General features: G+C 68.8%; 23 protein-coding genes. 15 read left to right on the top strand and 8 right to left on the bottom strand.

From position 1 onward, the window contains the following. Positions 1-113: 113 nt before the first annotated feature. Positions 114-878, top strand: a complete 765-nt coding sequence (locus tag G6N49_RS21460; RefSeq protein WP_083045467.1) for a trans-aconitate 2-methyltransferase — start codon at positions 114-116, stop codon at positions 876-878. On the opposite strand, the gene cysC is transcribed toward G6N49_RS21460, so the two are convergent. The 4 genes from cysC to G6N49_RS21440 form a co-directional block, all read right to left on the bottom strand. Then, positions 875-2,734 (bottom strand): sulfate adenylyltransferase subunit CysN, encoded by a 1,860-nt coding sequence (cysC, locus tag G6N49_RS21455; RefSeq protein ID WP_083045466.1) that lies wholly within the window; start codon positions 2,732-2,734, stop codon positions 875-877. The genes G6N49_RS21460 and cysC overlap by 4 nt on opposite strands. Further along, positions 2,734-3,654, bottom strand: coding sequence for a sulfate adenylyltransferase subunit CysD (gene cysD, locus G6N49_RS21450; RefSeq protein ID WP_011557814.1), 921 nt, complete (start codon positions 3,652-3,654; stop codon positions 2,734-2,736). The genes cysC and cysD overlap by 1 nt, the downstream gene beginning before the upstream one ends. After that, entirely contained in the window at positions 3,651-4,454 is an 804-nt protein-coding gene (stf0, locus tag G6N49_RS21445) for a trehalose 2-sulfotransferase (protein WP_064916887.1), read from the bottom strand. Before stf0 ends, cysD begins: the two co-directional genes overlap by 4 nt. A gap of 66 nt (positions 4,455-4,520) precedes the next feature. Then, positions 4,521-5,918, bottom strand: a complete 1,398-nt coding sequence (locus G6N49_RS21440; RefSeq protein ID WP_083045465.1) for a sulfatase family protein — start codon at positions 5,916-5,918, stop codon at positions 4,521-4,523. Between the two features lie 89 nt (positions 5,919-6,007). Between G6N49_RS21440 and G6N49_RS21435 the strand changes: the two genes are divergently transcribed. After that, positions 6,008-6,430, top strand: a complete 423-nt coding sequence (locus tag G6N49_RS21435) for a PPOX class F420-dependent oxidoreductase (protein WP_064916885.1) — start codon at positions 6,008-6,010, stop codon at positions 6,428-6,430. Positions 6,431-6,454: 24 nt separating this feature from the next. Here G6N49_RS21435 and G6N49_RS21430 read toward each other — a convergent pair whose 3' ends face one another. Beyond that, positions 6,455-6,937 (bottom strand): hypothetical protein, encoded by a 483-nt coding sequence (locus G6N49_RS21430; protein ID WP_083045464.1) that lies wholly within the window; start codon positions 6,935-6,937, stop codon positions 6,455-6,457. Positions 6,938-6,984: 47 nt separating this feature from the next. On the opposite strand from G6N49_RS21430, the gene G6N49_RS21425 reads away from it, so the two are divergent. Beyond that, positions 6,985-7,644, top strand: coding sequence for a phosphatase PAP2 family protein (locus G6N49_RS21425; RefSeq protein WP_083045463.1), 660 nt, complete (start codon positions 6,985-6,987; stop codon positions 7,642-7,644). Here G6N49_RS21425 and G6N49_RS21420 read toward each other — a convergent pair. Continuing rightward, a complete protein-coding gene (locus tag G6N49_RS21420; protein ID WP_083045462.1) occupies positions 7,598-9,088 on the bottom strand; it encodes a bifunctional phosphatase PAP2/diacylglycerol kinase family protein in 1,491 nt (496 codons plus the stop codon). The two genes, G6N49_RS21425 and G6N49_RS21420, sit on opposite strands and share 47 nt — an antisense overlap. 62 nt (positions 9,089-9,150) lie before the next feature. On the opposite strand from G6N49_RS21420, the gene G6N49_RS21415 reads away from it, so the two are divergent. The 3 genes from G6N49_RS21415 to G6N49_RS21405 are packed head-to-tail and all read left to right on the top strand — an operon-like array spanning position 9,151 to position 11,257. Then, positions 9,151-9,744 carry a winged helix-turn-helix domain-containing protein gene (locus G6N49_RS21415; RefSeq protein WP_011557821.1) on the top strand — a complete coding sequence of 198 codons (594 nt, stop codon included), beginning with the start codon at positions 9,151-9,153 and terminating at the stop codon, positions 9,742-9,744. Beyond that, positions 9,744-10,568, top strand: coding sequence for an SRPBCC family protein (locus G6N49_RS21410; RefSeq protein ID WP_235679562.1), 825 nt, complete (start codon positions 9,744-9,746; stop codon positions 10,566-10,568). Before G6N49_RS21415 ends, G6N49_RS21410 begins: the two co-directional genes overlap by 1 nt. Positions 10,569-10,603: 35 nt before the next feature. Beyond that, on the top strand, positions 10,604-11,257 hold the full coding sequence (locus G6N49_RS21405) for a L,D-transpeptidase family protein (protein ID WP_011854386.1): 654 nt from the start codon (positions 10,604-10,606) through the stop codon (positions 11,255-11,257). A gap of 3 nt (positions 11,258-11,260) precedes the next feature. Here G6N49_RS21405 and G6N49_RS21400 read toward each other — a convergent pair whose 3' ends face one another. After that, entirely contained in the window at positions 11,261-11,719 is a 459-nt protein-coding gene (locus tag G6N49_RS21400; RefSeq protein ID WP_041925201.1) for a nuclear transport factor 2 family protein, read from the bottom strand. A gap of 106 nt (positions 11,720-11,825) precedes the next feature. Here G6N49_RS21400 and G6N49_RS21395 point away from each other — a divergent pair, with 106 nt between their 5' ends. Then, positions 11,826-12,539, top strand: coding sequence for a DUF3159 domain-containing protein (locus tag G6N49_RS21395; RefSeq protein ID WP_064916907.1), 714 nt, complete (start codon positions 11,826-11,828; stop codon positions 12,537-12,539). Here the strand turns inward: G6N49_RS21395 and G6N49_RS21390 are convergent. After that, positions 12,534-14,057 carry an FAD-dependent oxidoreductase gene (locus G6N49_RS21390; protein WP_011854389.1) on the bottom strand — a complete coding sequence of 508 codons (1,524 nt, stop codon included), beginning with the start codon at positions 14,055-14,057 and terminating at the stop codon, positions 12,534-12,536. The two genes, G6N49_RS21395 and G6N49_RS21390, sit on opposite strands and share 6 nt — an antisense overlap. A gap of 82 nt (positions 14,058-14,139) precedes the next feature. On the opposite strand from G6N49_RS21390, the gene G6N49_RS21385 reads away from it, so the two are divergent. From G6N49_RS21385 to G6N49_RS21350, 8 genes are all read left to right on the top strand, one after another. After that, on the top strand, positions 14,140-15,930 hold the full coding sequence (locus G6N49_RS21385; protein ID WP_163647428.1) for an Hsp70 family protein: 1,791 nt from the start codon (positions 14,140-14,142) through the stop codon (positions 15,928-15,930). A 230-nt stretch (positions 15,931-16,160) separates the two neighbouring features. Then, positions 16,161-17,267: a fatty acid desaturase family protein gene (locus tag G6N49_RS21380; protein WP_064872573.1), complete on the top strand. Its 1,107-nt coding sequence runs from the start codon at positions 16,161-16,163 to the stop codon at positions 17,265-17,267. 35 nt (positions 17,268-17,302) lie between these two features. After that, entirely contained in the window at positions 17,303-18,178 is an 876-nt protein-coding gene (locus G6N49_RS21375; RefSeq protein WP_011557829.1) for an alpha/beta fold hydrolase, read from the top strand. 65 nt (positions 18,179-18,243) lie between these two features. Beyond that, the gene (locus G6N49_RS21370) at positions 18,244-19,125 is read left to right on the top strand and encodes a glycoside hydrolase family 26 protein (RefSeq protein WP_235679561.1); all 882 of its coding nucleotides are present in this window, start codon (positions 18,244-18,246) and stop codon (positions 19,123-19,125) included. Next, the gene (locus G6N49_RS21365) at positions 19,122-20,363 is read left to right on the top strand and encodes a GAF domain-containing SpoIIE family protein phosphatase (protein ID WP_011557831.1); all 1,242 of its coding nucleotides are present in this window, start codon (positions 19,122-19,124) and stop codon (positions 20,361-20,363) included. The genes G6N49_RS21370 and G6N49_RS21365 overlap by 4 nt, the downstream gene beginning before the upstream one ends. Then, complete coding sequence (locus G6N49_RS21360) at positions 20,360-22,336, top strand: glycosyltransferase family 2 protein (RefSeq protein ID WP_011557832.1); 1,977 nt, start codon at positions 20,360-20,362, stop codon at positions 22,334-22,336. The genes G6N49_RS21365 and G6N49_RS21360 overlap by 4 nt, the downstream gene beginning before the upstream one ends. Next, entirely contained in the window at positions 22,336-22,677 is a 342-nt protein-coding gene (locus G6N49_RS21355) for an STAS domain-containing protein (RefSeq protein ID WP_011854393.1), read from the top strand. The genes G6N49_RS21360 and G6N49_RS21355 overlap by 1 nt, the downstream gene beginning before the upstream one ends. Next, entirely contained in the window at positions 22,664-23,077 is a 414-nt protein-coding gene (locus G6N49_RS21350) for an ATP-binding protein (RefSeq protein ID WP_011557834.1), read from the top strand. Before G6N49_RS21355 ends, G6N49_RS21350 begins: the two co-directional genes overlap by 14 nt. The last annotated feature ends 24 nt before the right edge of the window (positions 23,078-23,101 follow it).

Raw genomic sequence — 23,101 nt, 5'->3', positions numbered from 1 at the left:
GCCCTCGGAATGCACGCCCGAGTGTGTACTGAGGGCGGGAAATCGGCGGAATCAGCACCCTGACGGCACAGTCGGCGCCGTGGACACACGGTCAACGGTGCCAGACTGGCCACATGTGGAATCCCGAGGCGTACCTGTCCTTCGCCGATCATCGCGGGCGGCCCTTCTTCGACCTCCTCGCCCGCGTCGGCGCCGATGCGCCCCGCCGTGTCGTCGATCTCGGTTGCGGCCCAGGCAATCTCACCGTCGTCCTGCAACACAGGTGGCCCGAGGCCGTGGTGGAGGCGTGGGACAACTCGCCGGAGATGGTGGCGGCCGCCCGCGAGCGCGGTGTGCAGGCGAACCTCGGCGACGTCCGCGGCTGGTCGCCGCAGCCCGACACCGACGTCGTGCTCAGCAACGCCACGCTGCAGTGGGTGCCCGAACACCCCGAACTGCTGACCCGGTGGGCGGGTGCGCTGGCCGCCGGTTCGTGGCTGGCGATGCAGGTGCCGGGCAATTTCGACGCGCCGTCACACCAGGCGGTGCGCCGGCTCGCGGATCGGGAGCCGTGGGCACCGCTGTTGCACGACATACCGTTCCGGGTGGGCAAGGTCGTCGAGACGCCCGCGGACTACGCCGCACTGCTCACCGATGCGGGCTGCAGCGTCGACGCCTGGGAGACCACCTACATCCACGAGCTGACGGGTGCACACCCGGTGCTCGAATGGACCACCGGCACGGCGCTGCGGCCGGTGCGCAGCCGGCTGACCGACGAGCAGTGGGACCGGTTCCGCGCCGAGCTGATCCCGCTGCTCGACGAGGCCTACCCGGTGCGCGCCGACGGGCGGACCTTCTTCCCGTTCCGGCGGGTGTTCGTGGTCGCGCGGACCGGTTAACGCCTGCTGTCGAGCAGGTCGATCACCTGCTTCACCAGATCGGCGATGTCGGCACCGGTGGTGTCGAGCACCAGGTCCGGAGCATCCGGCGGCTCGTAGGGGGCGTCGACACCCGTGAGGCCCTTCAGTTCGCCGGCGCGGGCGCGGGCGTAAAGCCCCTTGGGGTCCCGCTTTTCGCATTCCTCGACGGGGGTGGACACGTACACCTCGAGGAACGGCAGCTTGGCGGCGTCGCTGAGGGTGCGCGCGATCTCCCGATCGGATTTCAGCGGCGACACCAGCGACGCCAGCGCGACGACACCCGCATCGGCGAACAGCCGGGTGAGATGCCCGACCCGGCGGATGTTCTCGGCGCGGTCACCCGCGGCGAACCCCAGGTCGTCGGACAGGCCGTGACGGATGTTGTCGCCATCGAGCAGGTAGGCCACCTGCCCCGATTCGACGAGCGCGCGTTCGACCGCCACGGCGACGGTCGACTTGCCCGATGCGGGCAGACCCGTGAACCAGATGGTGGCACCCCGCTGACCCGTCGAGGTCCAGCGGTGGGTCCGGTCGAGTGAGGAGGGATGCCAACGGATGTCGTTGCGGGTCTGCGCCCCGGGCGTGACCTCACGTGGTTCGAGGATGGTGCCCGCGCCGACGGTGTCGTTGCTCGATTCGTCGATCAGGATGAACGCACCGCTGTCCCGGTTGTCGGCGTACGCGTCGGTCACGACCACCGAACTGGTGCGCAGCGTGAGCGATCCGATGTCGTTGAGGACCAACTCCACCGGGTTGTCGAACTCGTCGAGGGTCTCCGGGTCCAGGCGGCTGTGCAGCGCCTGCACCGTGGCGCGCACCGTGCGGGTGCCCTGTTTGAGGGCCAGCCGGTCACCGGCGCGCAGCGGGGCGTCGGCGAACCAGCAGACCGTCGCGTCGAGTTCGCGAGCGAGCACCGGCAGCGTCGCATCGTCGGCGCCGCTGACGAACACGTCCCCACGGCCGACGTCGATGTCGTCGGCCAGTTCGATCGCGACCGACAGCGGCGCCACGGCGACCGGCCGGTCGTCGTCGAGGGTGTCGACGACCGTGACTGTCGAGCGGGTGCCGGCCGGAAGGCTCACCACCGTGTCACCGACGCTCAGCGTGCCCGCCGACAACCTGCCGGTGTAGCGGCGGCGCTGTTCGGCGGTCGGCCGCGACACCCACTGCACGGGCAGCCGCAGCTTGTTCGGCTCAGGTTGCGGCGGAACGAGTTCCACGCCTTCGAGGTACTCGAGCAGGGTCGGTCCGTCGTACCAGGGTGTGCGGTCGGAGCGGTGCACGACGTTGTCGCCGTGTTTGGCCGCGAGCGGGATGACCGTGATGTCGAGACCGCCCAGGCGTGCCGAGAGCGTCTGCAGTTCCGCGGCCACCTCGGCGAAGCGGTCGCCGTCGAAGTCGACGAGGCCGATCTTGTTCACCGCCGCGACGAAGTGCTTGATACCCAACAGCTTCGCGATGCGCGCGTGCCGGTTGGTCTGCCGGAGCACCCCGGCGCGGGCGTCGACGAGCAGCACCGCCACATGCGCATTGGAGGCGCCGGTGAACATGTTGCGGGTGTAGCGCTCGTGACCCGGGGTGTCGGCCAGGATGTAGCTGCGGTTGGCGGTGGAGAAGAACCGGTAGGCGACGTCGATCGTGATGCCCTGTTCGCGTTCGGCCCGCAGCCCGTCGGAGAGCGCGGCGAGGTCGGCGACCCCCTCCTCGTCGGTGACGGCCTCGAGGTGGTCGAGCGGCAGGCTGTCGGTGTCGTGCAACAGCCTGCCGATCAGCGTGCTCTTACCGTCGTCGACCGATCCCGCGGTGGTGATGCGCAGTAACTGACGAGTCCCCATCAGAAGTACCCCTCGCGTTTCCGGTCCTCCATGGCCGCCACCGAGGTGCGGTCGTCGGCGCGGGTCTCGCCGCGCTCGGACACCGTCGCCGCCGAGATCTCGGCGATGACCCGCTCGATGTCGGTGGCCTCCGAGCGCACCGCACCGGTGATCGTGAGATCGCCGACCGTGCGGTAGCGCACCCACTCCACCGCCGAGGTCTCCCCGTCGCGCGGTTGCGCGTACTGCGACACGGCCAGCAGGATGCCGTCACGGGCGAATACCTCACGCCGGTGGGCGAAGTAGATCGACGGCAGCTCGAGGTTCTCCAGTTGGATGTAGCGCCACACGTCGAGTTCGGTCCAGTTGCTCAGCGGGAACACCCGGACCTGCTCACCCTTCTTGATGCGCCCGTTGTAGAGCGACCACGGTTCGGGCCGCTGCGCCCGCGGATCCCACTGTCCGAACTCGTCGCGGAAACTCAGGATCCGTTCCTTGGCGCGGGCCCGTTCCTCGTCGCGCCGCGCACCGCCGAACGCCGCGTCGAAGCCGCCCTCCTCCAGCGCGTCGAGCAGCGTGCGGGTCTGCTGGCGGTTGCGGGAGGCGCCGGGACCGGGATCCGGGACGCGGCCCCGGTCGATGGACTCCTGCACCGAGGCGACGATGAGTTTGTGGCCGTGTCCGGTGACGCGGCGGTCGCGGAACTCGATCACCTCGTCGAAGTTGTGGCCGGTGTCGACGTGCATGACCGGGAACGGCAGCGGTGAGGGACGAAAAGCCTTCTCCGCCAGGCGAAGGAGGACGATCGAGTCCTTACCCGCGCTGAAGAGCAGCACCGGGCGCTCGAGTTCGGCGACCACCTCGCGGATGATGTGCACGGCCTCGGCCTCCAGGAGCCGCAGTTCGTCGACCCGTAACGCGTCGATGTCGGTGGTCGTCATGTCGGCAGCCCGTCCCTCTCGGCGTCGGCCCTGTAGCGGTCCACCCATTCGTCGGACCGTTGATCGGCCTGACGTTCGAGCACCGGTGCCGGCGCCAGCCGGGGGTCCTGACCGAGCCGGTCGAGGACGTCGGCGACCACCTGGGTGAGGTTGCGCCACAACACCGGGTAGGGCACGTCGATGGGTTCGACGTTCTCCTCGGCGAACCAGTTCCGCCAGCCATCCTCCTGTGCGCGAAGCATTCTCACGACGTGCGCGATGGCCCCGGCGTGGTACTCGGCCCTGGCGTCGCGGTTCGGATCCGGGCGGCCGCGCCACACCCGCGTCTGTACGGCGCGCCAGAACGACACCGCCTGGGAGATGACGTCGGGCCGGTAGACGTGCACCAGAACCGGATCGCTGCCCACGACGTCGCGGATCGCGGAGAGCAGACCGTCACCGGAACGGTCGGGCAGATCCTTGGCGCGGTCGAGCAGCAGCGGCGTCTGGTTCCACATCAGCTTCCCGCCCCAGACACCGTTGGGGGTGCGGCCTACCGTGCGGATGTAGTCCCGCCAGATGGTCGCCGGCGCGAGGTCCGGCTTGCCCTCGTCGAGCGGGTCGAGCAGCCGCAGGATCGACTCGTCCTCGATGTCGGCGAACCACTCCCGCGGCTGGGGCGCCTGACTGGTCTTCGGCAGGTACTGGAAGAACTCCTGCGGTTCACCGGCGACACCCGTGGCGCGCAGGGATTCCACGAGCAGGGTGCTGCCGCTGCGCTGTGAGGCGAGAACCAGATACGCCGTGGATCGCGAAGGCATGGGCGTGAGCCTAACCGCAACGCAATTCCGCTGCCTATCCGGAATTTACGTTCACGATGAGTTTATTCATTGCGCCGTTCGGCGCTCACCCTTGACGCCTCGTTCCGCCGCGATGGCCGAGCGACTGGTGACTTCCCGCCGGTGAATTCGCAGATATGTCTCGGTGTATCGGTCGGATATCCGCGTACCCGCGAAATCCGACGGTATGACGTCGTTGGTCTTCACCCGCCAGTCGTCGAGCAGGAGCGCCAGATCGGTCGCGACGGCCTCGGCGTTGATCTTGTTCTCCGACGTCAGCAGGTTGTGTTGCTCGGTGGGGTCGGTGCGGAGGTCGTAGAGTTCGCGGGCGGGCCGTGGCGTGCGTGCCCGCGGTCCGACGATGCGCCCGGGGGCGCTTTCGGCGATGTCCCACGGCAGATCCAACAGCGGCCGTTGCGCGTAATTCTCGATATAGCTGAATTCTTTTGTCCGGATCGCACGAATTGGGTCGAAGGAATCGTGATAGGTCTTCGTGGTGTACACCGCGGTGCGCACTTCCCGTGTTTTCTCCGCGCCGCCCAGCAAATTGTCGGCATGCGAGAGTCCCTCGACCTCTCCGGGAATGTCGACGCCGAGCACGTCGAGCAGCGTGGGCAGCAGGTCGACGCCGCTGAACAGATCGTCGTAGACGTCGGGGGCGATGCCGGCGTCAAGCGGCGGCCGGATGATCATCGCGATACCGGTGCCCGCGTCGTACAGCGTGGACTTCGCCCGGGGCAGGGCCGGACCGTGGTCGGTCATGAACACCACCCAGGTGCTGCGGTCCAGTCCGGTGGCCGCGAGCGTGTCGAGCAGTTGGCCGACTGCCGCGTCGGCAACGGTGATCGACCCGTAGAACGCGGCCAGATCCTGGCGCACCTCCCGGTCCTCGGGAAGGTAGTCGGGTAGCGCGACGGTGGCGGCGTCGGCGGGTTCGTAGCGGTCACGCGGGTAGGGCCGGTGGGTCTCGAAGAATCCCGCGGTGAGCAGGAAGGGGCGCTGCGGTGCGTCGCGCAGCCACCCGGTGGCGCGTTCGACCACGTATTCGCAGTAGGAATTGGACACGTCGAACTCGTCGAACCCCAGTTTCGGCGGATACGATGTCTCGTGCTGCATCCCGAAAAGTGCTGTGTGTAAACCGTTGTCAGACAAGATGTGCGGTAGGGTGCGGACGCCGGCGCGGTACTCCCAGCCGTGGTGCGCCAGTCCGACCAGGCCGTTGCTCTGCGGGTAGCGGCCCGTGAACAGCGACCCGCGCGACGGTGAGCACAGCGGTGCGGTGGCGTGGGCGCGGGTGAACAGGATGCTCTCGGCGGCGAACCGGTCGAGGCGGGGGCTCTGTACGTCCGGGTGTCCGTAGGCGCCGAGGTAGCGACCGAGATCGTGCCAGTGGACGATCAGCACGTTGGCGCGGTCCTGCGGAGTCACCCGTGGTTGTCCTGTCACGCTGCCCCACAGAAGCGGTTCTCGGCCCGTTCGGCAAGTGTTCGGCTCACCCGAAGCAACTTATCCCTCGCCGGATCTAACCTCGTCGGATGGACGAGTTCTCCGCCGAAGTGGTCGCATTCCTGTCCGAGGGCACTCGAACCGGCAAGCTGGGCTATGTCGCATCAGACGGCAGACCGCTCGTCGCGCCGGTGTGGTTCATCGTCGAGGGCAACCAGCTGGTCTTCAACACCGACCGCGACACCGCGAAGGGGCGTGCGTTGCGCCGCGATCCCCGGGTGGTCCTCTGTGTCGACGATGAACGTCCGCCGTTCTCGTTCGTCCAGGTGCAGGGCCTCGCCTCGACGAGTGAGGATCCCGACGAGCTCCTCGACACGGCGACCCGGATCGGCGGCCGATACATGGGCGCAGACCGCGCGGAGGAGTTCGGCCGCCGCAACGGCGTACCGGGCGAGTTGGTCGTCCGCATCACTCCGACGAAGGTGGTCGCGGTGTTCGACCTCGCCGACTGAGCGCAGGGGGCACCCGATGCCGGCCTACGGCCGGTAGGGCACGCCCACCGCACGGAACACCCACTCCGGAGGGACGCTGATCTGCAGTGACCGGGTCGGCAGCACGGCGAGCACGTCGTCGGGGATGTCGCTCTTGTAGTGCATCGACAGTTCCCCGTGGGAGCGCGGTTCCACGCGGTGGACGTCGACCTCGAAATGCAGGCCGTCGGGCGCGATCTCGACGCCGACCGGCCCGTCGGCCGGGGTGCCCCAGCGCTGGTCGATGGTCCGGCCTGCCAGACCCGGCACGGTCGACAGCGTGGCCAGCACCCGCTCGCGGGTGAGCACCAGTGCGCCGGTGTATCCGGAGACGCTTCCCGACGCCCGCTTACCGGGGATCGATCCGGTGAACCGGCGGGTGACGGGGACGAACTCGGACAGGTGCAGGATTCCCTCGGCCTCGGACTGAGCGCGCATCTCGTCGGGCAACCTGCCGATACGAAGCAACTTGCGCAGAAAGACGGCCATGTGCAGGCAGCCTAAACCGCTTCGCCGGTGACTGGTAAACAGGCGTGATGTCCAACCGGAGGTGGCTGATCGGTTCGGCCGTATCGGCTGCCGCGGTCTTCGTGCTGATGTGGATCGGGTACGCCCACTGGGCGTGGTTGTTCGAGGCCGATCTGGCCGTCCTCGAACCACTCGACCGCTTCGGCGCCGCCCACCCCGGCTGGGTGACCGGTTGGGACGTCTACTGCACGGTGCTGGGGCCGACGGTGTTACGGCTCGCGGGCGTCGTCGCCATCGTCGTCTCGTTGGTCCGGCGCCAGTACCGAACCGCACTGTTCCTGGTGCTCACCGTCGAGTTGTCGGGGCTGCTCCTGGTGGCTGCCAAGGCGATCGCGGACCGTCCGCGGCCCGCCACCGCACTGGTGGCCGCGCAGTCGACGTCGTTTCCGTCGGGCCACGCGCTGGGTGTGATGGTGTGCGTGCTGGCGTTTCTCGCCGTCCTGTCGCCCACACTGGCGCCAGCGGCACAGCGGTGGGCGATCGTCCTGGGGGTGGTGCTCATCGTGACGATCGGGGTCGCGCGCGTGGTGCTCAACGTCCACCACCCCTCCGACGTGGTGGCCGGGTGGGCGCTGGGTTACGTCTACTTCGTCATGTGCTGGCTGTGGTATCCACCGCGGGTCAGTCCAGCGGCCGAAACACCGGCAGCACCCGGTACTGCGCCGTGAAGCTCGCGGTCTGGCACTCGGTGCCGACCTCCCCGTCGCACGCCAGAACGGTCGGGCCGTCGATGGCGGTGAAGGTGAACTCCGGCACCCGCATCTCGTGGTAGAGCGGGCTGCGTTCCAACCGGCCCAGCATCAACGCGGTGAGGATCCGCACCCGGCTGAACCGTTTCCCGGTCTCCAGGATCCGCACGTCGAGTAGGCCGTCGTCCATCCGGTGGCGCTGTGCCGGTGCGAAACCTGACGGCAGGTAGGTCGAATTACCCAGGAAGAACAGCGATGTCTGCAACGTCCGGTTGTCGTACTGGATGCGCACGGGTTCGGCACGGCGCAACGTGTGGAACATCGCGTAGAGGCCCGCGACGGGTTTGCCGACCTTGTGCTCCAGCTTCTCCCTGGTCTGCACGAACTGCGGATAGGCACCGATGCTCGCGGTGTTGATGACCATGTGTTCCTCGTTGAGGCACACCAGATCGACGCACGCGACGCTGCCGCGGCGGATGGCATCGACGGTGCGGGCCACCGAATCGCACCCGATGTCCTTCGCGAAGTGGTTGAACGTTCCGCCGGGGAACACCGCGAGCGGGAGTCCGGCCTCCTTGGCGATCCCCGCCGCGGTGGCTACCGTGCCGTCGCCGCCGCCGACGGCCAGGACCTCGGCGCGCCCGGCCGCCTCGCGCAGCACCTGCTGCAGATCGTCGCCTTCGTCCAGTTCGACGACCTCGGCGCGGGGCAGGGCGTCCCGCACCTCGTCCACCACCCGCGCGCCGTTGCCGCCGCCGGAGGCCGGGTTGATCACCAACACCACACCGGCGCCCTCGGGCCGGGGCGGGGTGGGTACGCGCAGCGGTTCGGCCGTCGGCAACTTCGTCGGGGTGGTCGGTGGTACCACGCGGCCGCCGAGCACCGAGACGGCCGCGCCGAGACCGAAACCGGCGAATACGTCTCCGGGATAGTGCGCCCCCGTCGCCACCCGGGACAGCCCCACCAGCCCGGCCAGCAGCGCCAACCCCAGTCCGATCGGCGGGCTCTCCAATCCGACGCCGACCGCGAAGGCCGCCGCGCTCGCGGAGTGACCCGACGGAAGCGAGTTCGACGTCGGGAAGCGCCGGCCCCGCCGGGCCAGCGGTACCGGCAGATAGCTCGGGCGGGCTCGTCTCCAGATGCGCTTGGCGCCCTGGTTGGCGACGAGGCTGGTGACCGCGAGCGACAACACCCCACGGGTGGCGCCGCGGCGCGTCCTCGGCCCGCCGGACGCCATCAGGCCGGCGGCGATGGCGCACCAGAGCTTCGAGTGGTCGGCGGCGCGCGTCAGCCGCGGCATCGTCGCGTCGAGCAGCGGACTCGGCGACTCGGCGACGGCTTCGAAGACCTCCCGGTCGAGGCTGCCCAGGCCCTTGCCGATCTGTCGGAGGCTGCTGCCGCGGCGCCGGATGCTCAGGTCCATAGGAGCCAACGTAGCCGCCCGTGCCCTTGACAAAACTTCTTGTCAAGGGTGAGGCTGGCCGGGTGCTGGATGTGGACGTGATCGCCGACCCCGCCGCCGCCGTCGTCGCGCTCGACCCGGTGCGCAGCCGACTGCTCGCGGAGCTGACCGAACCGGCATCGGCCGCCGCGCTCGCCACCCGTGTCGGAATCACCAGGCAGAAGGTCAATTACCACCTGCGGGCACTGGAACAGCACCAGCTCGTCGCCGTGGCCGGCGAACGAAAGTGGGGCGGTCTCAAAGAACGTCTCCTGGTCGCCACCGCATCGTCGTACGTGGTCGCGCCCGGCGCGCTCGGCGCCGCCGCCGCAGATCCCGCGCGGTCCCGCGACCGGCTCTCCGCCAGCTACCTGATCGCCTTGTCGGCCCGGGCCGTCCAGGAGGTCGGCGACCTCTGGCGCGAAGCGCGGGCCAAGGACAAACGCCTGGCCACCCTGTCCCTCGACGCGACCGTCCGCTTCCGCAGCGCCGCCGACCGGGCCGACTTCACCCGCGAGCTGTCCGAGGCCGTCACCACCCTGGTCGCGCGCTACCACGACGACACCGCCCCCGGTGGCCGTGCACACCGGGTGGTGCTGGCCGCTTATCCACAACCGAGAGATCAGGAGGATGCGTGATGCCGATACGGAAAGACGACGGCCGCCGTTGGGTCGAAATGGAACTGCTGGTGCCCGGCACACCGGAACAGGTGTGGGACGCCATGGCGACGGGCCCCGGGATGAGCGCCTGGTTCACCCCGACGACGGTCGAGGAACGCGTCGGCGGCGAACTGCACTTCGACTTCGGCGGGGGCGCCACGCAACGCGGCGTGGTGACCGGGTGGGAGCCGCCGCGCCGGCTCACCTACGAAGAACACGACTGGAGCGGTATCGGTTCGCCCGGACCGCTGGCCACCGAGATCACCGTCACCGGCCGGCGCGGCGGTGAGTGCGTGGTGCGGATGGTGCACAGCCTGTTCACCGACGCCGACGACTGGGACGACGAACTCGAGGGCTTCGAGGGCGGCTGGCCGGGATTCTTCGCGGTGCTGCGGCTCTACCTGCGCGACTTCGCGGGGCAACCGGCCGCGCCGGTGCGGGTGATGGCCGAGTACCCGGGTGAAGTGGCCGACGGGTGGTCCCGGTTGGCCACCGCGCTCGCACTGACCGGTGCCGACGTGGGTCAGCGCGTCGCATCCCCTTCGGGTGCACCCGAATTCGGCGGGGTGGTGGAACGGGTTCACCAGACGCGAGAGTCACGTGACGTGATGGTGCGGCTCGACCACCCGGGCAACGGGATCGCCGTCGTCGGTATGTACCCGATGGGGGACGCGGCGCGGGCGATGGTCTCCCTCTACCGCTACGGTGACGCCGCCGCGGATACGGCCGCCGACCAGCGGCAGGTGTGGGCGCAGTGGCTCGACGGGGTCCTCGGTCGCGACCCGATCGTGTCCCAAACTTGACGTGACCGAGAGGCCGACCGCCCAGGATGGGTGGGATGCGCCGACTGTTGACCCTGCTGTGCGCAGCCGCGGTGTGTCTGGTCGCCGGGGCGCCGGTCGCACCAGCCACCGCCCCGTGGTTCGCCTCGTCGGTCGGGCCGGCGACCCAGGTGATCTCCGTTGTGGGCGTGGGCGGTTCGTCGGCCAAGATGGACGTCTACCAGCGCACTGCGGTGGGTTGGCAGCCGGTCGCCGCGGGCATCCCCGCGTTCATCGGCGCCAAGGGGATGGCGCCGCAGACCCACGACGGTGAGATGAAGACCCCGATGGGGGTGTTCACGCTCGACTTCGCGTTCGGCACCGAACCCAACCCGGGCGGCGGACTGCCCTACGTCCAGGTCGGGCCCGACCACTGGTGGGACGGGGACATGAAGAGCCCCACCTACAACACCATGCAGGTGTGCAAGAAGGAACAGTGCCGGTTCAACACATCGCTGAGTGCGGGGACCGAGAACCTCGACATCCCGCAGTACCGGCACGCGGTGGTGATGGGGGTCAACAAAGCGCGTGTGCCGGGCAACGGCGGCGCCTTCTTCGTGCACTCCACCGACGGTGGGCCGACGGCCGGGTGCGTGGCCATCGACGACGGCAGGCTGGTCGAGATCATGCGGTGGCTGCGGCCGGGCGCGCTCATCGCGGTCTCGAAGTGACGGTCAGAGGTTCAGCGCGCGACCGCGTTTCAGCTTGAAGTTCAGGTTCGCCAACGACATGCTCGCATCGTAGGTGCGGTCGTAGCCGGTGGCGCAGATCTTCCAGCCGTCCGGTGTGCGGCGGTACCGGTCGCGGTAGAACGCGGCGCCGATCAACATGAAGTCGAAGTCCGGCGCGATCACCCGGTCCTGCAGATACCAGGTGCCGGTCGCCTCGTCACCGTCGACGACGATCTCGGGGTGGTCGACGCGGTGTTCGGTGATCACCTCCGGTCCCAGTGAGGCGCGCATGAACGACACCAACGCCTCACGGTCGGTGAACCGGTGGTCCTCACCGAGCGACTCGCCGTACTCACCGACGACGTCCTCGGTGAGCGTGTCGGTGAACGCCGCCCAATCCTTGGTGTCCAGGGCCCGCAGATACCGGTACTTGACGTTCTTGATCTCGTCGATGTCACCCATGGCCGACATTGCAGCACAACCGGTGCGGACGGCATAGAGTCCGGGCATGAAATTGATCGACGGCTACGTCAGATCGCCGTTCGCGGGTCTCGCGCCGTGGATCCTGATGGCGGTCGTGGCCGGTCCCGGCCGGTTCGAGGAAGCCGCCTCCGCCGCTCTGGGCCTCGCGCTGCTGACGCTGTGGGTCGGCAGGCGCCGCGGGGTTCCGGTGCACGCACTCGAGGCGTTCGGCGTCGCCTTCTTCGCGGTGCTGGCCGTCCTCGGGCTGATCGCCCCGCCGGACACCATCCGGTGGCTGGAACTGTGGGCCGGCGAATTGAGCAACGTCGCACTGGCGGTCTTCGCGGTGGCCACGCTGCTGATCCGGCGCCCGTTCACCTTGGCGTACGCGAAAGACACTGCACCACAGGAGTACTGGGACAGCCCGGTCTTCCTCCGGATCAACTACGTCATCTCGGCGGTGTGGGCGGGTGCCTTCCTGGTGTCGGCGGCCGCAGGCGCGTACGCGGACGGGGTGCTGGGCGACAACGACAACTTCTGGTTCTCCTGGATCGTGCCGCTGGCCGCGATCATCTTCGCCGGGGCCTTCACCGACTACTACCCGGACCGCGCGACGGGCGAGAGCACGGCCTCCTGGGCGCGGGTGTTCGACTGGTTGCCGATTTTCGTCGTCATCACCGGCATCGTCGGCTGGGTGTCGGATTCGACCTCCGACACGGTCGGCATCGCGCTGATCGTCATCGGCAGCGTCGGGTCGGCGGTGATGCGCAAGGTTTTTCCCGACGAGCCGGCGAAAATCCCCGGGCCGTCACAGTCATAGAGACCGCGTGAGATCCCGCGTCGCGGGGCCCTCGAGCAGGGTCCCGTCCGGTGCGAAACGCGACCCGTGCAACGGGCATTCCCACGATTCGTCGGAGTCGTTCCAGTTGACGATGCCGCCGAGGTGCGGGCACACCGGCGAGACCCGGCGCTCCACCCCGTCGACGACGCTGCGCGCCTCCAGCGCCCACGGCGGTCCACTGACCACACCGCCGGACTGTGGGGTCCGGTCGGCGATCCGCGTCACCGGCGTGATCCATCCCTTGGCCAGGTTGATCCCGACCTCGACGTTGGCCTGCACCGCCTTCGGGATGCCCGACAGCTCGTGCGGGCTCCAACTGGCGAACGCGTCGGCCCAGTCCATCCGGCCGCCCAGGATGCTGCTCGACAACGCCAGCGCGGCGGCGGCGCCGTTGGTCATCCCCCACTTGTCGAAACCCGTTGCCACGTAGATCTTGTCCTGCCCGGGCAGGATCGGCCCGACGTAGGGCAGCTCGTCGGCCGGTGAATAGTCCTGTGCGGACCAGTAGTTCGTCTGCATCGCACCCGGGTAGTGCTGTTTGGCCCACGCGTCGAGTTCCTGCACCGACGACGACGGATGCTTCTCCCGGCCGACCGGATGTCCGGCCCCGCCGACGATCAGCCGATCCCCGTCCTGGGTCGGCGCGTAACGCACCGACCGGGTGGGGGAATCGGTGGACAGGTACATGCCGCGGGTGATGGTGCCGGGCACCTTGTACGCCATGCAGTAGGACCGCGCCGGTTTCAGGCGGGCGAAGAACCCGCCGCGGTCGAGGATCGGGATTCCCGTCGCCAGCACGCACTGCCGCGTGTCGACGTCGAACTCGTCACCCCCCGAGGTGCGCACGTGCAGCGTGAGCCCCCTGGAATCTCCGTCGGTGCCGGAGACCCGCTGCACCCGCACGCCCTGGATCAGTCGGCCGCCCCGCTCGTCGAGTTCGACGATCAGGCTGTCCAACAACGGCATCGGATCGAACTGCGCCTGACCGGCAAGCCGGACACCGCCCTCGAACGGGAAGGGCACGTGGGCCCCGTGAGACCCGTCGACCCACTCCGTGTCCAGACCCGCCGCCTGACACGCCTCCAGTTCCGCCCGCGCCGCGGGCAACCCCGTGTCCGACTGCGCATAGGTGAAGGCGTCCTCGCGCTGCACCGAGATCCCGTGGTTCTCACACCGCTGGATCAGCCACTCCTGGCCCTCGAGGTTGCCCTCGACGTACTTCTTCGCGACGCCCGGGCCGTGCTTGCCGACGATCTTCGACAGTTTCGTGCCCTGCAGCAGGCTGATCTTGGCGGTGGTGTTACCCGTCGCCCCCGCGCCCGCACGGAACGCCTCGAGCACCATCACGTCGCGCCCGGCGCGGGCCAACAGGACGGCGGTGACCAGACCGGTGAGCCCGGCGCCGACCACGACAACGTCGGCGGAGCGGGTGGTTTCGTCGAGCGGGTTGGGGGCAACGGCCTGTTCGGGACGGCCGGCCAGCCACAGTGACGTCATGCGAGGGTGTTACCCCCCGTGAACCCGCCGAAACGAGGGGTTGACGGCAGGCAGACAACGATGCCACTAGGGTGATTACCCGATGAGCGACCCGTTGGGCTTGTCGATCGGGACCACCAACCTGGTTGCGGCACGAGTCGGCAATCCACCTGTCATACGGCGTTCGACGCTGAGCCTGTTCAGCGATCGCACGCCGCAGGTCGGGCTGCCCGCCGAACAGTCCGGGGGCGTGGTGCTCGACGGTTTCGTCGAGCGGGTCGGCGACCCCGTCCCACTCGTCGCCGCCGACGGCACCTCCTACCGCGCCGACGCCCTGCTGGTCGAGGCGCTCGACGCGATGACCGAGGCCGTCGGCGCGGCACCCAGCGGTGACATCGCCATCGCCGTGCCCGCGCACTGGGGTACCGCCACGGTCTACGCGTTGCGCAACGCGCTGCGCACCAACCCCGTCTTCACATCCAACGGCGCCCCCGCGCGCCTGGTGTCCGATGCGGTCGCCTCGCTGACCGCGCTGCGCGCCAACCCCGGACTGCCCACCGACGGAGTGGTGGCGCTGCTCGACTTCGGTGGCAGCGGCACCAGCATCACCCTCGCGGACGCCGCCGCGGGTTTCGCGCCGGTCGACGAGACCACCCGGTTCACCGAGTTCTCCGGTGACCTGATCGATCAGGCGTTGCTCACCCACGTACTGACCGGGATCACCGACGCCGGTGGCGTCGACCCCGCGGGTACCGCGGCGGTCGGATCACTGACCCGGCTGCGGGAACGGTGCCGCGACGCCAAGGAGCGGCTGTCGGCGGTGACGGCCGCCGACGTGGCCGCCGAACTGCCCGGCTACCACTCGACGATCCGGATCACCCGCGCCGAACTCGAGGAGATGCTGCAACGCCCGCTGGCCGGGGTGCTGGCCGCGCTCGACGCCGCGCTGGAACGGACCCGCATCGGATGGGCGGGTGTCTCGGCAGTCGTCACCATCGGCGGCGGAGCGAGCATCCCGCTGATCACCCAACAACTCTCGGCGCACACCCGCGTCCCCGTGATCACCACGCGGCAACCGGCGCTCGACGCCGCGGTCGGTGCCGCCCTGTTCGCCGCCTACAGCGCGGCCGCGGAGGCGCCGACGGGGATGGCCGCCGCCGCACCCGTCACCGCGATGATCGACGACGCCCCGGGTTCGGCGACCTTCCGCGCACTGGCCTGGTCGCAGGACGACACGACGTCGGACGAACCCGTGCCCTACACCGGTGACGACGCCTACGAGCCGTACAACCCGTTCGGACCCGCGCCCACCGGTGCCCGGCCGGAGGTGCAGTACCTGCCCGCCGACGAACCGGAAGACGGGCGGCGCGGCTGGCACGTGCCGCAGCTGGCGTTCGGCGCCGCGGCGGTGGTCGCGGCGATCGCCGTCGGCGGCGTCGCCTATGCGTTGACCTCGACGTCGGCCGACAGCACACCGGTCACCGAGTTCGAGACCACCCGGCTGCCCGCCGGCGCGCCCCTGCCCGAGCCGTCGAGTGCGCCGCCGCCCCCGGTCGTCACCGTCACCACGGCGCCGCCCGCGCCCGCTCCGCCACCCGAGCCCGGCACGCCCGCGCCCCCGCCACCACCCGTGACGCCGGTGACCACGACGCCGCCGACCACCACCACGACGACGACCACGACCACCACGACGACGACCACGACAACCACAACCACCACGACGACGCAGCCGACCACGACGACGACGCAGCCGACGACCACACAGCCGACCACGACCCAGCCGACGACCACACAGCCGCCGGTGACCACGACGACGCAGCCGCCGGTGACCACGACGTACGTGACAGTGCCGTTCGTGCCGATCCCCATCCCGATCCAGGTGCCCAACAACTGACGTAACACCTTGAGCGGCAGGCGAATCCGATCCCGCTTGCGCCGGCGGGTTTCCGCGCACGCGTTCGGGGTAACACTATGCAAAGCCCTCCGCGTGGCTGGGTGGCCGACGAAGCCCCCACCCGGGGAGTTTCAGGTACCCAGACAGCGTGGCGCCGCTCGTAGCAGCTCTTCACAGTCACTCGCCCGATCGCCTTCGCGGCGACTGACCGTTCGTTTCGAGGACCCTCGATGGCCATCACAGACGTCGCGCAGTACGCGCATCTGAGCAACACCGACATCGAATCGCTCGGTGCCGAACTCGACACGATCCGCCGCGACATCGAAGAATCCCTCGGCGCCCGCGACGCCGCCTACATCCGTCGCACCATCGCCTTCCAACGGGCGCTCGACGTCGGCGCCCGGCTGCTCATCGCCGCCGGCAGCGGCAAGACCGCCTGGATCGCCGGAACCGCGGCGCTGGCGTTCGCCAAGACCGTGGAGAACATGGAGATCGGTCACAACGTCGGGCACGGCCAGTGGGACTGGATGAACGACCCCGAGATCCACTCGAACACGTGGGAATGGGATATGGCCGGGCCGTCGTCGCAGTGGCGGTACTCCCACAACTACCTCCACCACGTGTTCACCAACGTCATCGACATGGACGAAGACCTGGGTTTCGGCGTGATGCGGGTGACCCGCGACCAGCCGTGGGAGCCGCGTTACCTGCTTCAGCCACTGCGCAACATCGCCCTGGCGATCGGATTCGAATGGGGTATCGCGCTCCATGACATCCACGCCGCCAAGGAGCGCGCACAAACCCCGGGTGAGAAACACGCGCAGTCACGCCTGATCCGGAAGAAGATCGCCCGCCAGATGGTCAAGGATTACCTGATCTTCCCGGCGCTGAGTCGGTCACGCTGGCGCCGGACACTGGGCGCCAACGTCGCCGCGAACATCGTGCGCAATCTCTGGGCGTACGTGGTGATCTTCTGCGGCCACTTCCCCGACGGTGCGGAGAAGTTCACCGCCGCGGTGGTCGAGCAGGAGAGCAAGCCGGAGTGGTATCTGCGCCAGATGCTGGGCACCGCGAACTTCAACGCCGGACCACTGATGGCATTCGCCAGCGGGAACCTGTGCTACCAGATCGAGCACCACCTGTTCCCGGATCTCCCCAGCAACCGGTACGCGCAGATCGCCGTACGCGTGCGGGCACAATGTGAGAAGTTCGATCTGCCGTACACCACCGGGTCGCTGATGCGCCAGTACTGGCAGACGCTGCGCACCATCCACCGGCTCGCACTGCCCGACGGTGATGACGGTCACCGGGGCGTTTCCGCGACGGGCAAGCGGTGAACCCAGACGACTGACCGCAATCGGAAGAGTTGTCGATGAATGACGTCGAATACGTCGAACTGCACGGCGAGCGTGTCGCGTACCGGGATGCGGGCAGCGGCGAGGTTCTGCTGCTCATCCACGGCATGGCCGGCTGCTCGGACACCTGGAACGCGGTCCTGCCCCGGCTGGCCGAGAACTACCGAGTGATCGCCCCCGACCTGCTCGGACACGGCCGCTCGGCCAAACCGCGCACCGACTATTCGCTGGGTGCGTTCGCCGCCGGCCTGCGGGATCTGCTCGACGAGTTGGGGGTCGACCGGGCCACGATCGTCGGTCAGTCCCTCGGTGGCGGCGTCGCGATGCAATTCATGTACCAGCACCCGCAGTACTGCCGGCGGCTGATCCTGATCAGCAGCGGTGGCCTCGGACCCGATGTGGGGTGGGTCCTGCGATTGCTGGCGGCGCCGGGAGCCGAGGTCCTGCTACCGGTCGTCGCGCCCAAGCCGGTGGTCGCCCTCGGCAACCGGTTACGGCCCGTCCTGGGGGCGCTGGGCCTCGGCTCGCCACAGGCCGCGCAGACGTGGCAGTCCTACAGTTCGCTGTCCGATCCGCCCACGCGGGCGGCGTTCCAGCGCACGCTGCGATCGGTGGTGGATCACCGCGGTCAGTCGGTCAGTGCGCTGAGCCGCCTCGGGATGCACCTCGAGGTGCCCAGCCTGGTGATCTGGGGAGACCGGGACCCGATCATCCCCGTCGCACACGCCTACTCGGTGCAGGCGGCCAGACCGGGCAGCGCGCTGAAGGTGTTACCGGGTGTCGGGCACTACCCCCACGTCGAGGCTCCGGACGAGGTCGTCGACGCCATCCGGCAGTTCTTCCTGGACACCGCCGCCGATGATCCCCACCACCACCCGGGCGCGGTGACATAGCGTCGGACCCAAACCCTGCGTTCTTTCGACAGCGGTTCACAGGTTTGCTTAAGGTTGACCCGGGGTTGGGGCGAACCAGCGGGGTGGATATGGGTGCGGGACTGCAGTTGGGGCTGAGCACGCCTGCGGGCGTCTTCGGTCTCGACGAGGTCGCCGCCACCGGCGCCGCCGTCGACCGGCACGTGGATCTGGTCCTCTGGTACGAGGACTTCGCTGCACCACCGCCCGTGAGCGGCGTAACGAAGGTTTCGGCCACCGGGGCGGTCCCGGTGATCACCTGGGAGCCGTGGCTCTGGCGCACCGACGTCACGGTGGCGGGTGCGGAGACGATCTCCGAGATCGCCGCCGGGGCGCACGACGACCGCCTGTTCTCCTGGGCCGCGGCGCTGACGATCACCGGCGAACCGGTCCACCTTCGGTTCGCCCACGAGTTCAACGGCGACTGGTACCCCTGGACGCCGGCCCACGGCGCGACACCGGACGCCTACGTGGCCGCCTGGCGCCATACCCACGACCTGTTCCGCCGTGCCGGCGCGACGAACGTGCGGTGGATGTGGTCACCGGACGCGATCTGCGGCGGGGAGGTGCCGCTGCGCGCATGGTTCCCCGGCGACGACTACGTCGACGTCGTCGGCATAGACGGCTACAACTGGGGAACAACACGTCCATGGAGTCGGTGGACGCCCCCGGTCGAACTCTTCGAACCCGCCGTCACCGAGATCCGCGCCCTGACCGGCCGCCCCATGATGATCGCCGAGGTCGGCTGCGCGGAGGACGGCGGCGACAAGGCCGAATGGATCTCCTCGTTCGTCGAGTGGGCGGCCGCGCAACCCGATGTCGACGCGGTCATCTGGTTCGAACACGACAAGGAGACCGACTGGCGGATCACCAGCACCCCGGCGGCCACCGCGGCGATGGCAGGCGCACTGCGGACGGTGATGCCGTGACCGCCGAGACCCCGGTGTCGCCGTTCGCCCTGCCGCCGGAGGTGGAAGACGAACGCGTCCGCTCGCTGGCCCAGCTGCATGTGCTCGACACCCCACCGGAGGACCGGTTCGCCCGGATCACCCGCATGGCACGGGCCGTCTTCGGCATCCCGATGGCGGCCGTCGCCCTCGTCGACCGGGACCGGCAGTGGTTCAAACAGGTCGACGGCCTCGACATCGGCACCAACCTGCCGCGGAACCAGACGATCTGCCAGGCGACCATCGCCCGCAGCTACGAGCAACCCGACAACCCGGCGCTGATCATCGAAGATGCCGCTGCCCGACCGGAATTCGCGATGGTCCCGGGAATCGGTGAGCCGGGCGGCATCCGCTTCTACGCCGGCTATCCGCTCTACGGTCCCGGCGGCCATCCGGTCGGCACCTTCTGCATCTACGACACCGAACCCCGCTCGTTGACCGAAGCCGAACTGACGACGTTCACCGAACTCGCGTCCTGGGCGCAGCGCGAACTGGAACACTCCGACGACCTCGAGCGCGCCGCCGACGTGCAGCGGCATCTGCTGCCACGCCCACTCGGCGACCTCCCCGGGTATTCGGTGTGCGCGATGTGCCTGCCCGCCTACGCCGTCGGCGGCGACTTCTACGACCACTACCGCGTCGAAGGCGGTGCGGTGTTCACGGTGGCCGACGTGATGGGCAAGGGTTTGGGCGCCGCGATTCTGGCGGCCAGCGTGCGCTCCGCGCTGCGGGGCGCATCGAGCGCGTTCGCCCGGGTCGAACGCCCACTCGCCCCAGAGGACGTGGTCGACGCCGTCGCCCTCCAGTTGTCCGAGGATCTCAGTAGCACCGACACCTTCGTCACGCTCTTCCACTGCCAACTCGACAGCGCGACCGGAACCGTGCGCTTCGTCGACGCCGGACACGGCATCGCCCTGGTGGTGCGCGCCGACGGCCGGGTCGAGGGACTCGACAGCGCCGGTCTACCCCTCGGTGTGATGCCGGGCGACACCTGGGATTGTGGTGAGGTGACACTCGGGGAGGGGGATACGTTGATCATCGCCTCCGACGGTGTGCTCGACCTCATCGGCGACGGCAGCGATGCGCGCCCGGCGCTACGCTTCGTCGCCACCCACCCCGAACCGGCCGACCTGTGCGCCCGCGCCCGGGCACTGGTCGCGGAGAAGTCACCGCTGGACGACGTCACGCTCGTGGCGGTGCGCCGAGAGCCGACCGCGTGAGGCACCAACTGCCCGAAATCTCCCCCGGCAAATACCCGTCGCCCTGGTTGCGGCTGCTGATCCTCTGCACCGCGCTGTTGGGCATCAACTACATCGTGTGGCGCTGGTTCGGGTCGATCAACTGGGCCGCCTGGTGGATCGCGGTACCGCTGGTGATCGCCGAGACCTACAGCGTCATCGACTCGCTGCTGTTCGCGATGACGATGTGGAAGATGTTGCGGCGCAACCCACCTCCGCCGCCGCCCGACGACGCGACCGTCGACGTCTTCATCACCACCTACAACGAGCCGATCGACATGGTGCTGGAGACGGCCGAGGCCGCCCAGCGGATCCGCTTCCCGCACTCGACCTGGATCCTCGACGACGGCGACCGCCACGACCTGGCCGAAGCGGCCGCCGAGCGCGGCATCGGCTACATCACCCGATCGTCGAGTTGGACCCCCGACAAACCGCGCCATGCCAAGGCGGGCAACCTCAACAACGCGCTATTCGAGACCCACGGCGAGTTCATCCTCGTACTCGACGCCGACCAGGTGCCCGAACCCGAGATCCTCGACAGGACCCTGGGCTACTTCCGCGATCCGCACATGGCGCTGGTGCAGACGCCGCAGTACTTCCACAACGTCCCGTTCAGCGACCCGCTGGGTAGCCAGGCGCCGCTGTTCTACGGGCCGATCCAACAGGGTAAGGACGGGTGGAACGCGGCCTACTTCTGCGGGTCGAATGCGGTGTTGCGCCGGGAAGCGCTGATGCGATTGGGGATTCGCGGATACGTGCGCGCCGTCGAGGAGGGCGTCCGGCGGACGCTCTATGCGGCGCGCAAGATGATCAGGACCGCGCGCAAACAACCGGGCGCCGACCAGCCCGAGGTGCAGGAGGCGCTGGAGTCGGTGCTGCAGGCGGTGCGCGACGCCCGCCGTCAGTTGCGGGACAAGCGGGCCCTGGCCGATATCACCTTCGACTTCCAGCAGCGCGTCGACGCGGCCGCACGCACGGTGGTCGACGCCGACATCACCGCCATGCGGGCCGATCTCGAGGTGATCACCGCGCTGAGCGAACACCCCGAGGCCACCGCCACGACAGTGGTGTTCGATGACGAAGCGCTGGAGTCGCTGGCGGGCCGGGAGTGGTCCCCGCTCGGCGCGATCGAGTCGATCGGCGCGATGATCCGCGCCGTCGACGTGGGCCGCGACGACGAGGCGCAACCCATGCTGCCGATGGCCACCATCTCGGTCACCGAGGACATGGCCACCTGTATGCGGCTGCACGCACTGGGCTGGCGCTCGGCCTACCACCACGAGGTCCTCGCCCGTGGTCTGGCGCCCGACGACGTGCGGACCATGCTCACCCAGCGGCTGCGCTGGGCGCAGGGCACCATCCAGGTGATGCTGCGGGAGAACCCGTTCGTGCAGAAGGGACTGTCGATCGGCCAGAAGCTCATGTACTGGGCGACCATGTACAGCTATCTGGCCGGGTTCGCCGCGCTGGCCTACATCGCCGCCCCGGCGATCTACCTGATCTTCGGCATCATGCCGGTGACCGCGTACAGCTGGGACTTCTTCGGGCGGCTCATCCCGTTCCTCGTGCTCAACCAGCTGATGTTCATCATCATCAGCCGCGGCACCCCGACCTGGCGCGGCCAGCAGTACAGCCTCGCGCTGTTCCCGGTGTGGATCCGGGCCTGTTACACGGCGTTCCTCAACGTGGTGTTCGGGCGACCGCTGGGCTTCGCGGTCACCCCGAAGACCAGACAGGAGGCGACGGCGATCCCGTGGCACCTGGTGAAGTGGCAACTCGCCGCGATGGCCATGCTGGTCGTCGCATCGATCATCGGCATCGTGCAGCTGTACTTCGGTGCGATCTCCGTGCTCGGTGTCGGTGTGAACCTCTTCTGGGTGATATTCGACCTGTTGATTCTGAGTGTGGTGATCCAGGCGGTGCGCTTCCGCGGACACCAGGACGAAGGAGTGTGATGAGCAGATATCCGACCCGCACAACCGATTCCGGTGTGTTGGTGATCCGGCCGGAAGGGCGCCTCAACATGGTGGCCGCGCCGGCGCTGCGCAAACAGATCCACGAGCTCGTCGACGGCGGCAGCACCCGCGTCGTCGTTGACCTCAGCGCAACCGAGTTCATCGACTCCTCGGGTCTCGGTGCGCTCATCTCCGGCCTGAAGGTGGCACGGCAGGCCGGCGGCGACCTCAGGATCGCCGCGCCCACCAGACAGGTCACCACAGTCCTGGAACTGACCAACCTCAACCGCGTTCTGAGCACCTATGATTCGGCAGACGGTGCCTTCGATGGCGACGCATGACCCGTCGGTGGTACTCGAGACCACAACCGGGCCGGACACTCTGGACGCGGTCCAGCGCACGCTCGACACGCTGTGGGCGGAACACGACGTCGACGAGATGGTGCGCATGCACGTGGATCTCGCGGTCGGCGAGATCGCGGCCAACATCATCGAACATTCCGGCGGCGGCGACCCCGTCCGGATGCGGATGGAGGTGAGCCTCGATCCGGACGTGGTGCGCACCACCTTCTTCGACGACGGTCACCCCTCTCCGATCGACCTCGGGGAGGTCAGCATGCCCGAGGAGTTGTCCGACCGCGGGCGCGGCCTGGCGATCGCGCACCGCGTCCTCGACGAACTGTCCTACCGCCGCGACAGCGACGGCAACCACTGGACGCTGGTCCGCAGCCGCACCCCGTAGGGGGCCGGGTTCCGATCGGGTCTG

The sequence above is a fragment of the Mycolicibacterium monacense genome (assembly GCF_010731575.1).
Lineage (GTDB): Bacteria > Actinomycetota > Actinomycetes > Mycobacteriales > Mycobacteriaceae > Mycobacterium > Mycobacterium monacense.
Note: the sequence above shows the minus strand (reverse complement) of the source record. Positions and strands in the feature narration are given on the sequence as shown.

Excerpts from the sequence above, each read along its gene's own strand:
- G6N49_RS21460 (WP_083045467.1), top strand. The coding sequence starts at position 114 with ATGTGGAATCCCGAGGCGTACCTGTCCTTCGCCGATCATCGCGGGCGG.
- cysC (WP_083045466.1), bottom strand. The coding sequence starts at position 2,734 with ATGGGGACTCGTCAGTTACTGCGCATCACCACCGCGGGATCGGTCGAC.
- cysD (WP_011557814.1), bottom strand. The coding sequence starts at position 3,654 with ATGACGACCACCGACATCGACGCGTTACGGGTCGACGAACTGCGGCTC.
- stf0 (WP_064916887.1), bottom strand. The coding sequence starts at position 4,454 with ATGCCTTCGCGATCCACGGCGTATCTGGTTCTCGCCTCACAGCGCAGC.
- G6N49_RS21435 (WP_064916885.1), top strand. The coding sequence starts at position 6,008 with ATGGACGAGTTCTCCGCCGAAGTGGTCGCATTCCTGTCCGAGGGCACT.
- G6N49_RS21430 (WP_083045464.1), bottom strand. The coding sequence starts at position 6,937 with ATGGCCGTCTTTCTGCGCAAGTTGCTTCGTATCGGCAGGTTGCCCGAC.
- G6N49_RS21425 (WP_083045463.1), top strand. The coding sequence starts at position 6,985 with ATGTCCAACCGGAGGTGGCTGATCGGTTCGGCCGTATCGGCTGCCGCG.
- G6N49_RS21420 (WP_083045462.1), bottom strand. The coding sequence starts at position 9,088 with ATGGACCTGAGCATCCGGCGCCGCGGCAGCAGCCTCCGACAGATCGGC.
- G6N49_RS21410 (WP_235679562.1), top strand. The coding sequence starts at position 9,744 with ATGCCGATACGGAAAGACGACGGCCGCCGTTGGGTCGAAATGGAACTG.
- G6N49_RS21405 (WP_011854386.1), top strand. The coding sequence starts at position 10,604 with ATGCGCCGACTGTTGACCCTGCTGTGCGCAGCCGCGGTGTGTCTGGTC.
- G6N49_RS21400 (WP_041925201.1), bottom strand. The coding sequence starts at position 11,719 with ATGGGTGACATCGACGAGATCAAGAACGTCAAGTACCGGTATCTGCGG.
- G6N49_RS21395 (WP_064916907.1), top strand. The coding sequence starts at position 11,826 with ATGGCGGTCGTGGCCGGTCCCGGCCGGTTCGAGGAAGCCGCCTCCGCC.
- G6N49_RS21390 (WP_011854389.1), bottom strand. The coding sequence starts at position 14,057 with ATGACGTCACTGTGGCTGGCCGGCCGTCCCGAACAGGCCGTTGCCCCC.
- G6N49_RS21385 (WP_163647428.1), top strand. The coding sequence starts at position 14,140 with ATGAGCGACCCGTTGGGCTTGTCGATCGGGACCACCAACCTGGTTGCG.
- G6N49_RS21380 (WP_064872573.1), top strand. The coding sequence starts at position 16,161 with ATGGCCATCACAGACGTCGCGCAGTACGCGCATCTGAGCAACACCGAC.
- G6N49_RS21375 (WP_011557829.1), top strand. The coding sequence starts at position 17,303 with ATGAATGACGTCGAATACGTCGAACTGCACGGCGAGCGTGTCGCGTAC.
- G6N49_RS21355 (WP_011854393.1), top strand. The coding sequence starts at position 22,336 with ATGAGCAGATATCCGACCCGCACAACCGATTCCGGTGTGTTGGTGATC.
- G6N49_RS21350 (WP_011557834.1), top strand. The coding sequence starts at position 22,664 with ATGGCGACGCATGACCCGTCGGTGGTACTCGAGACCACAACCGGGCCG.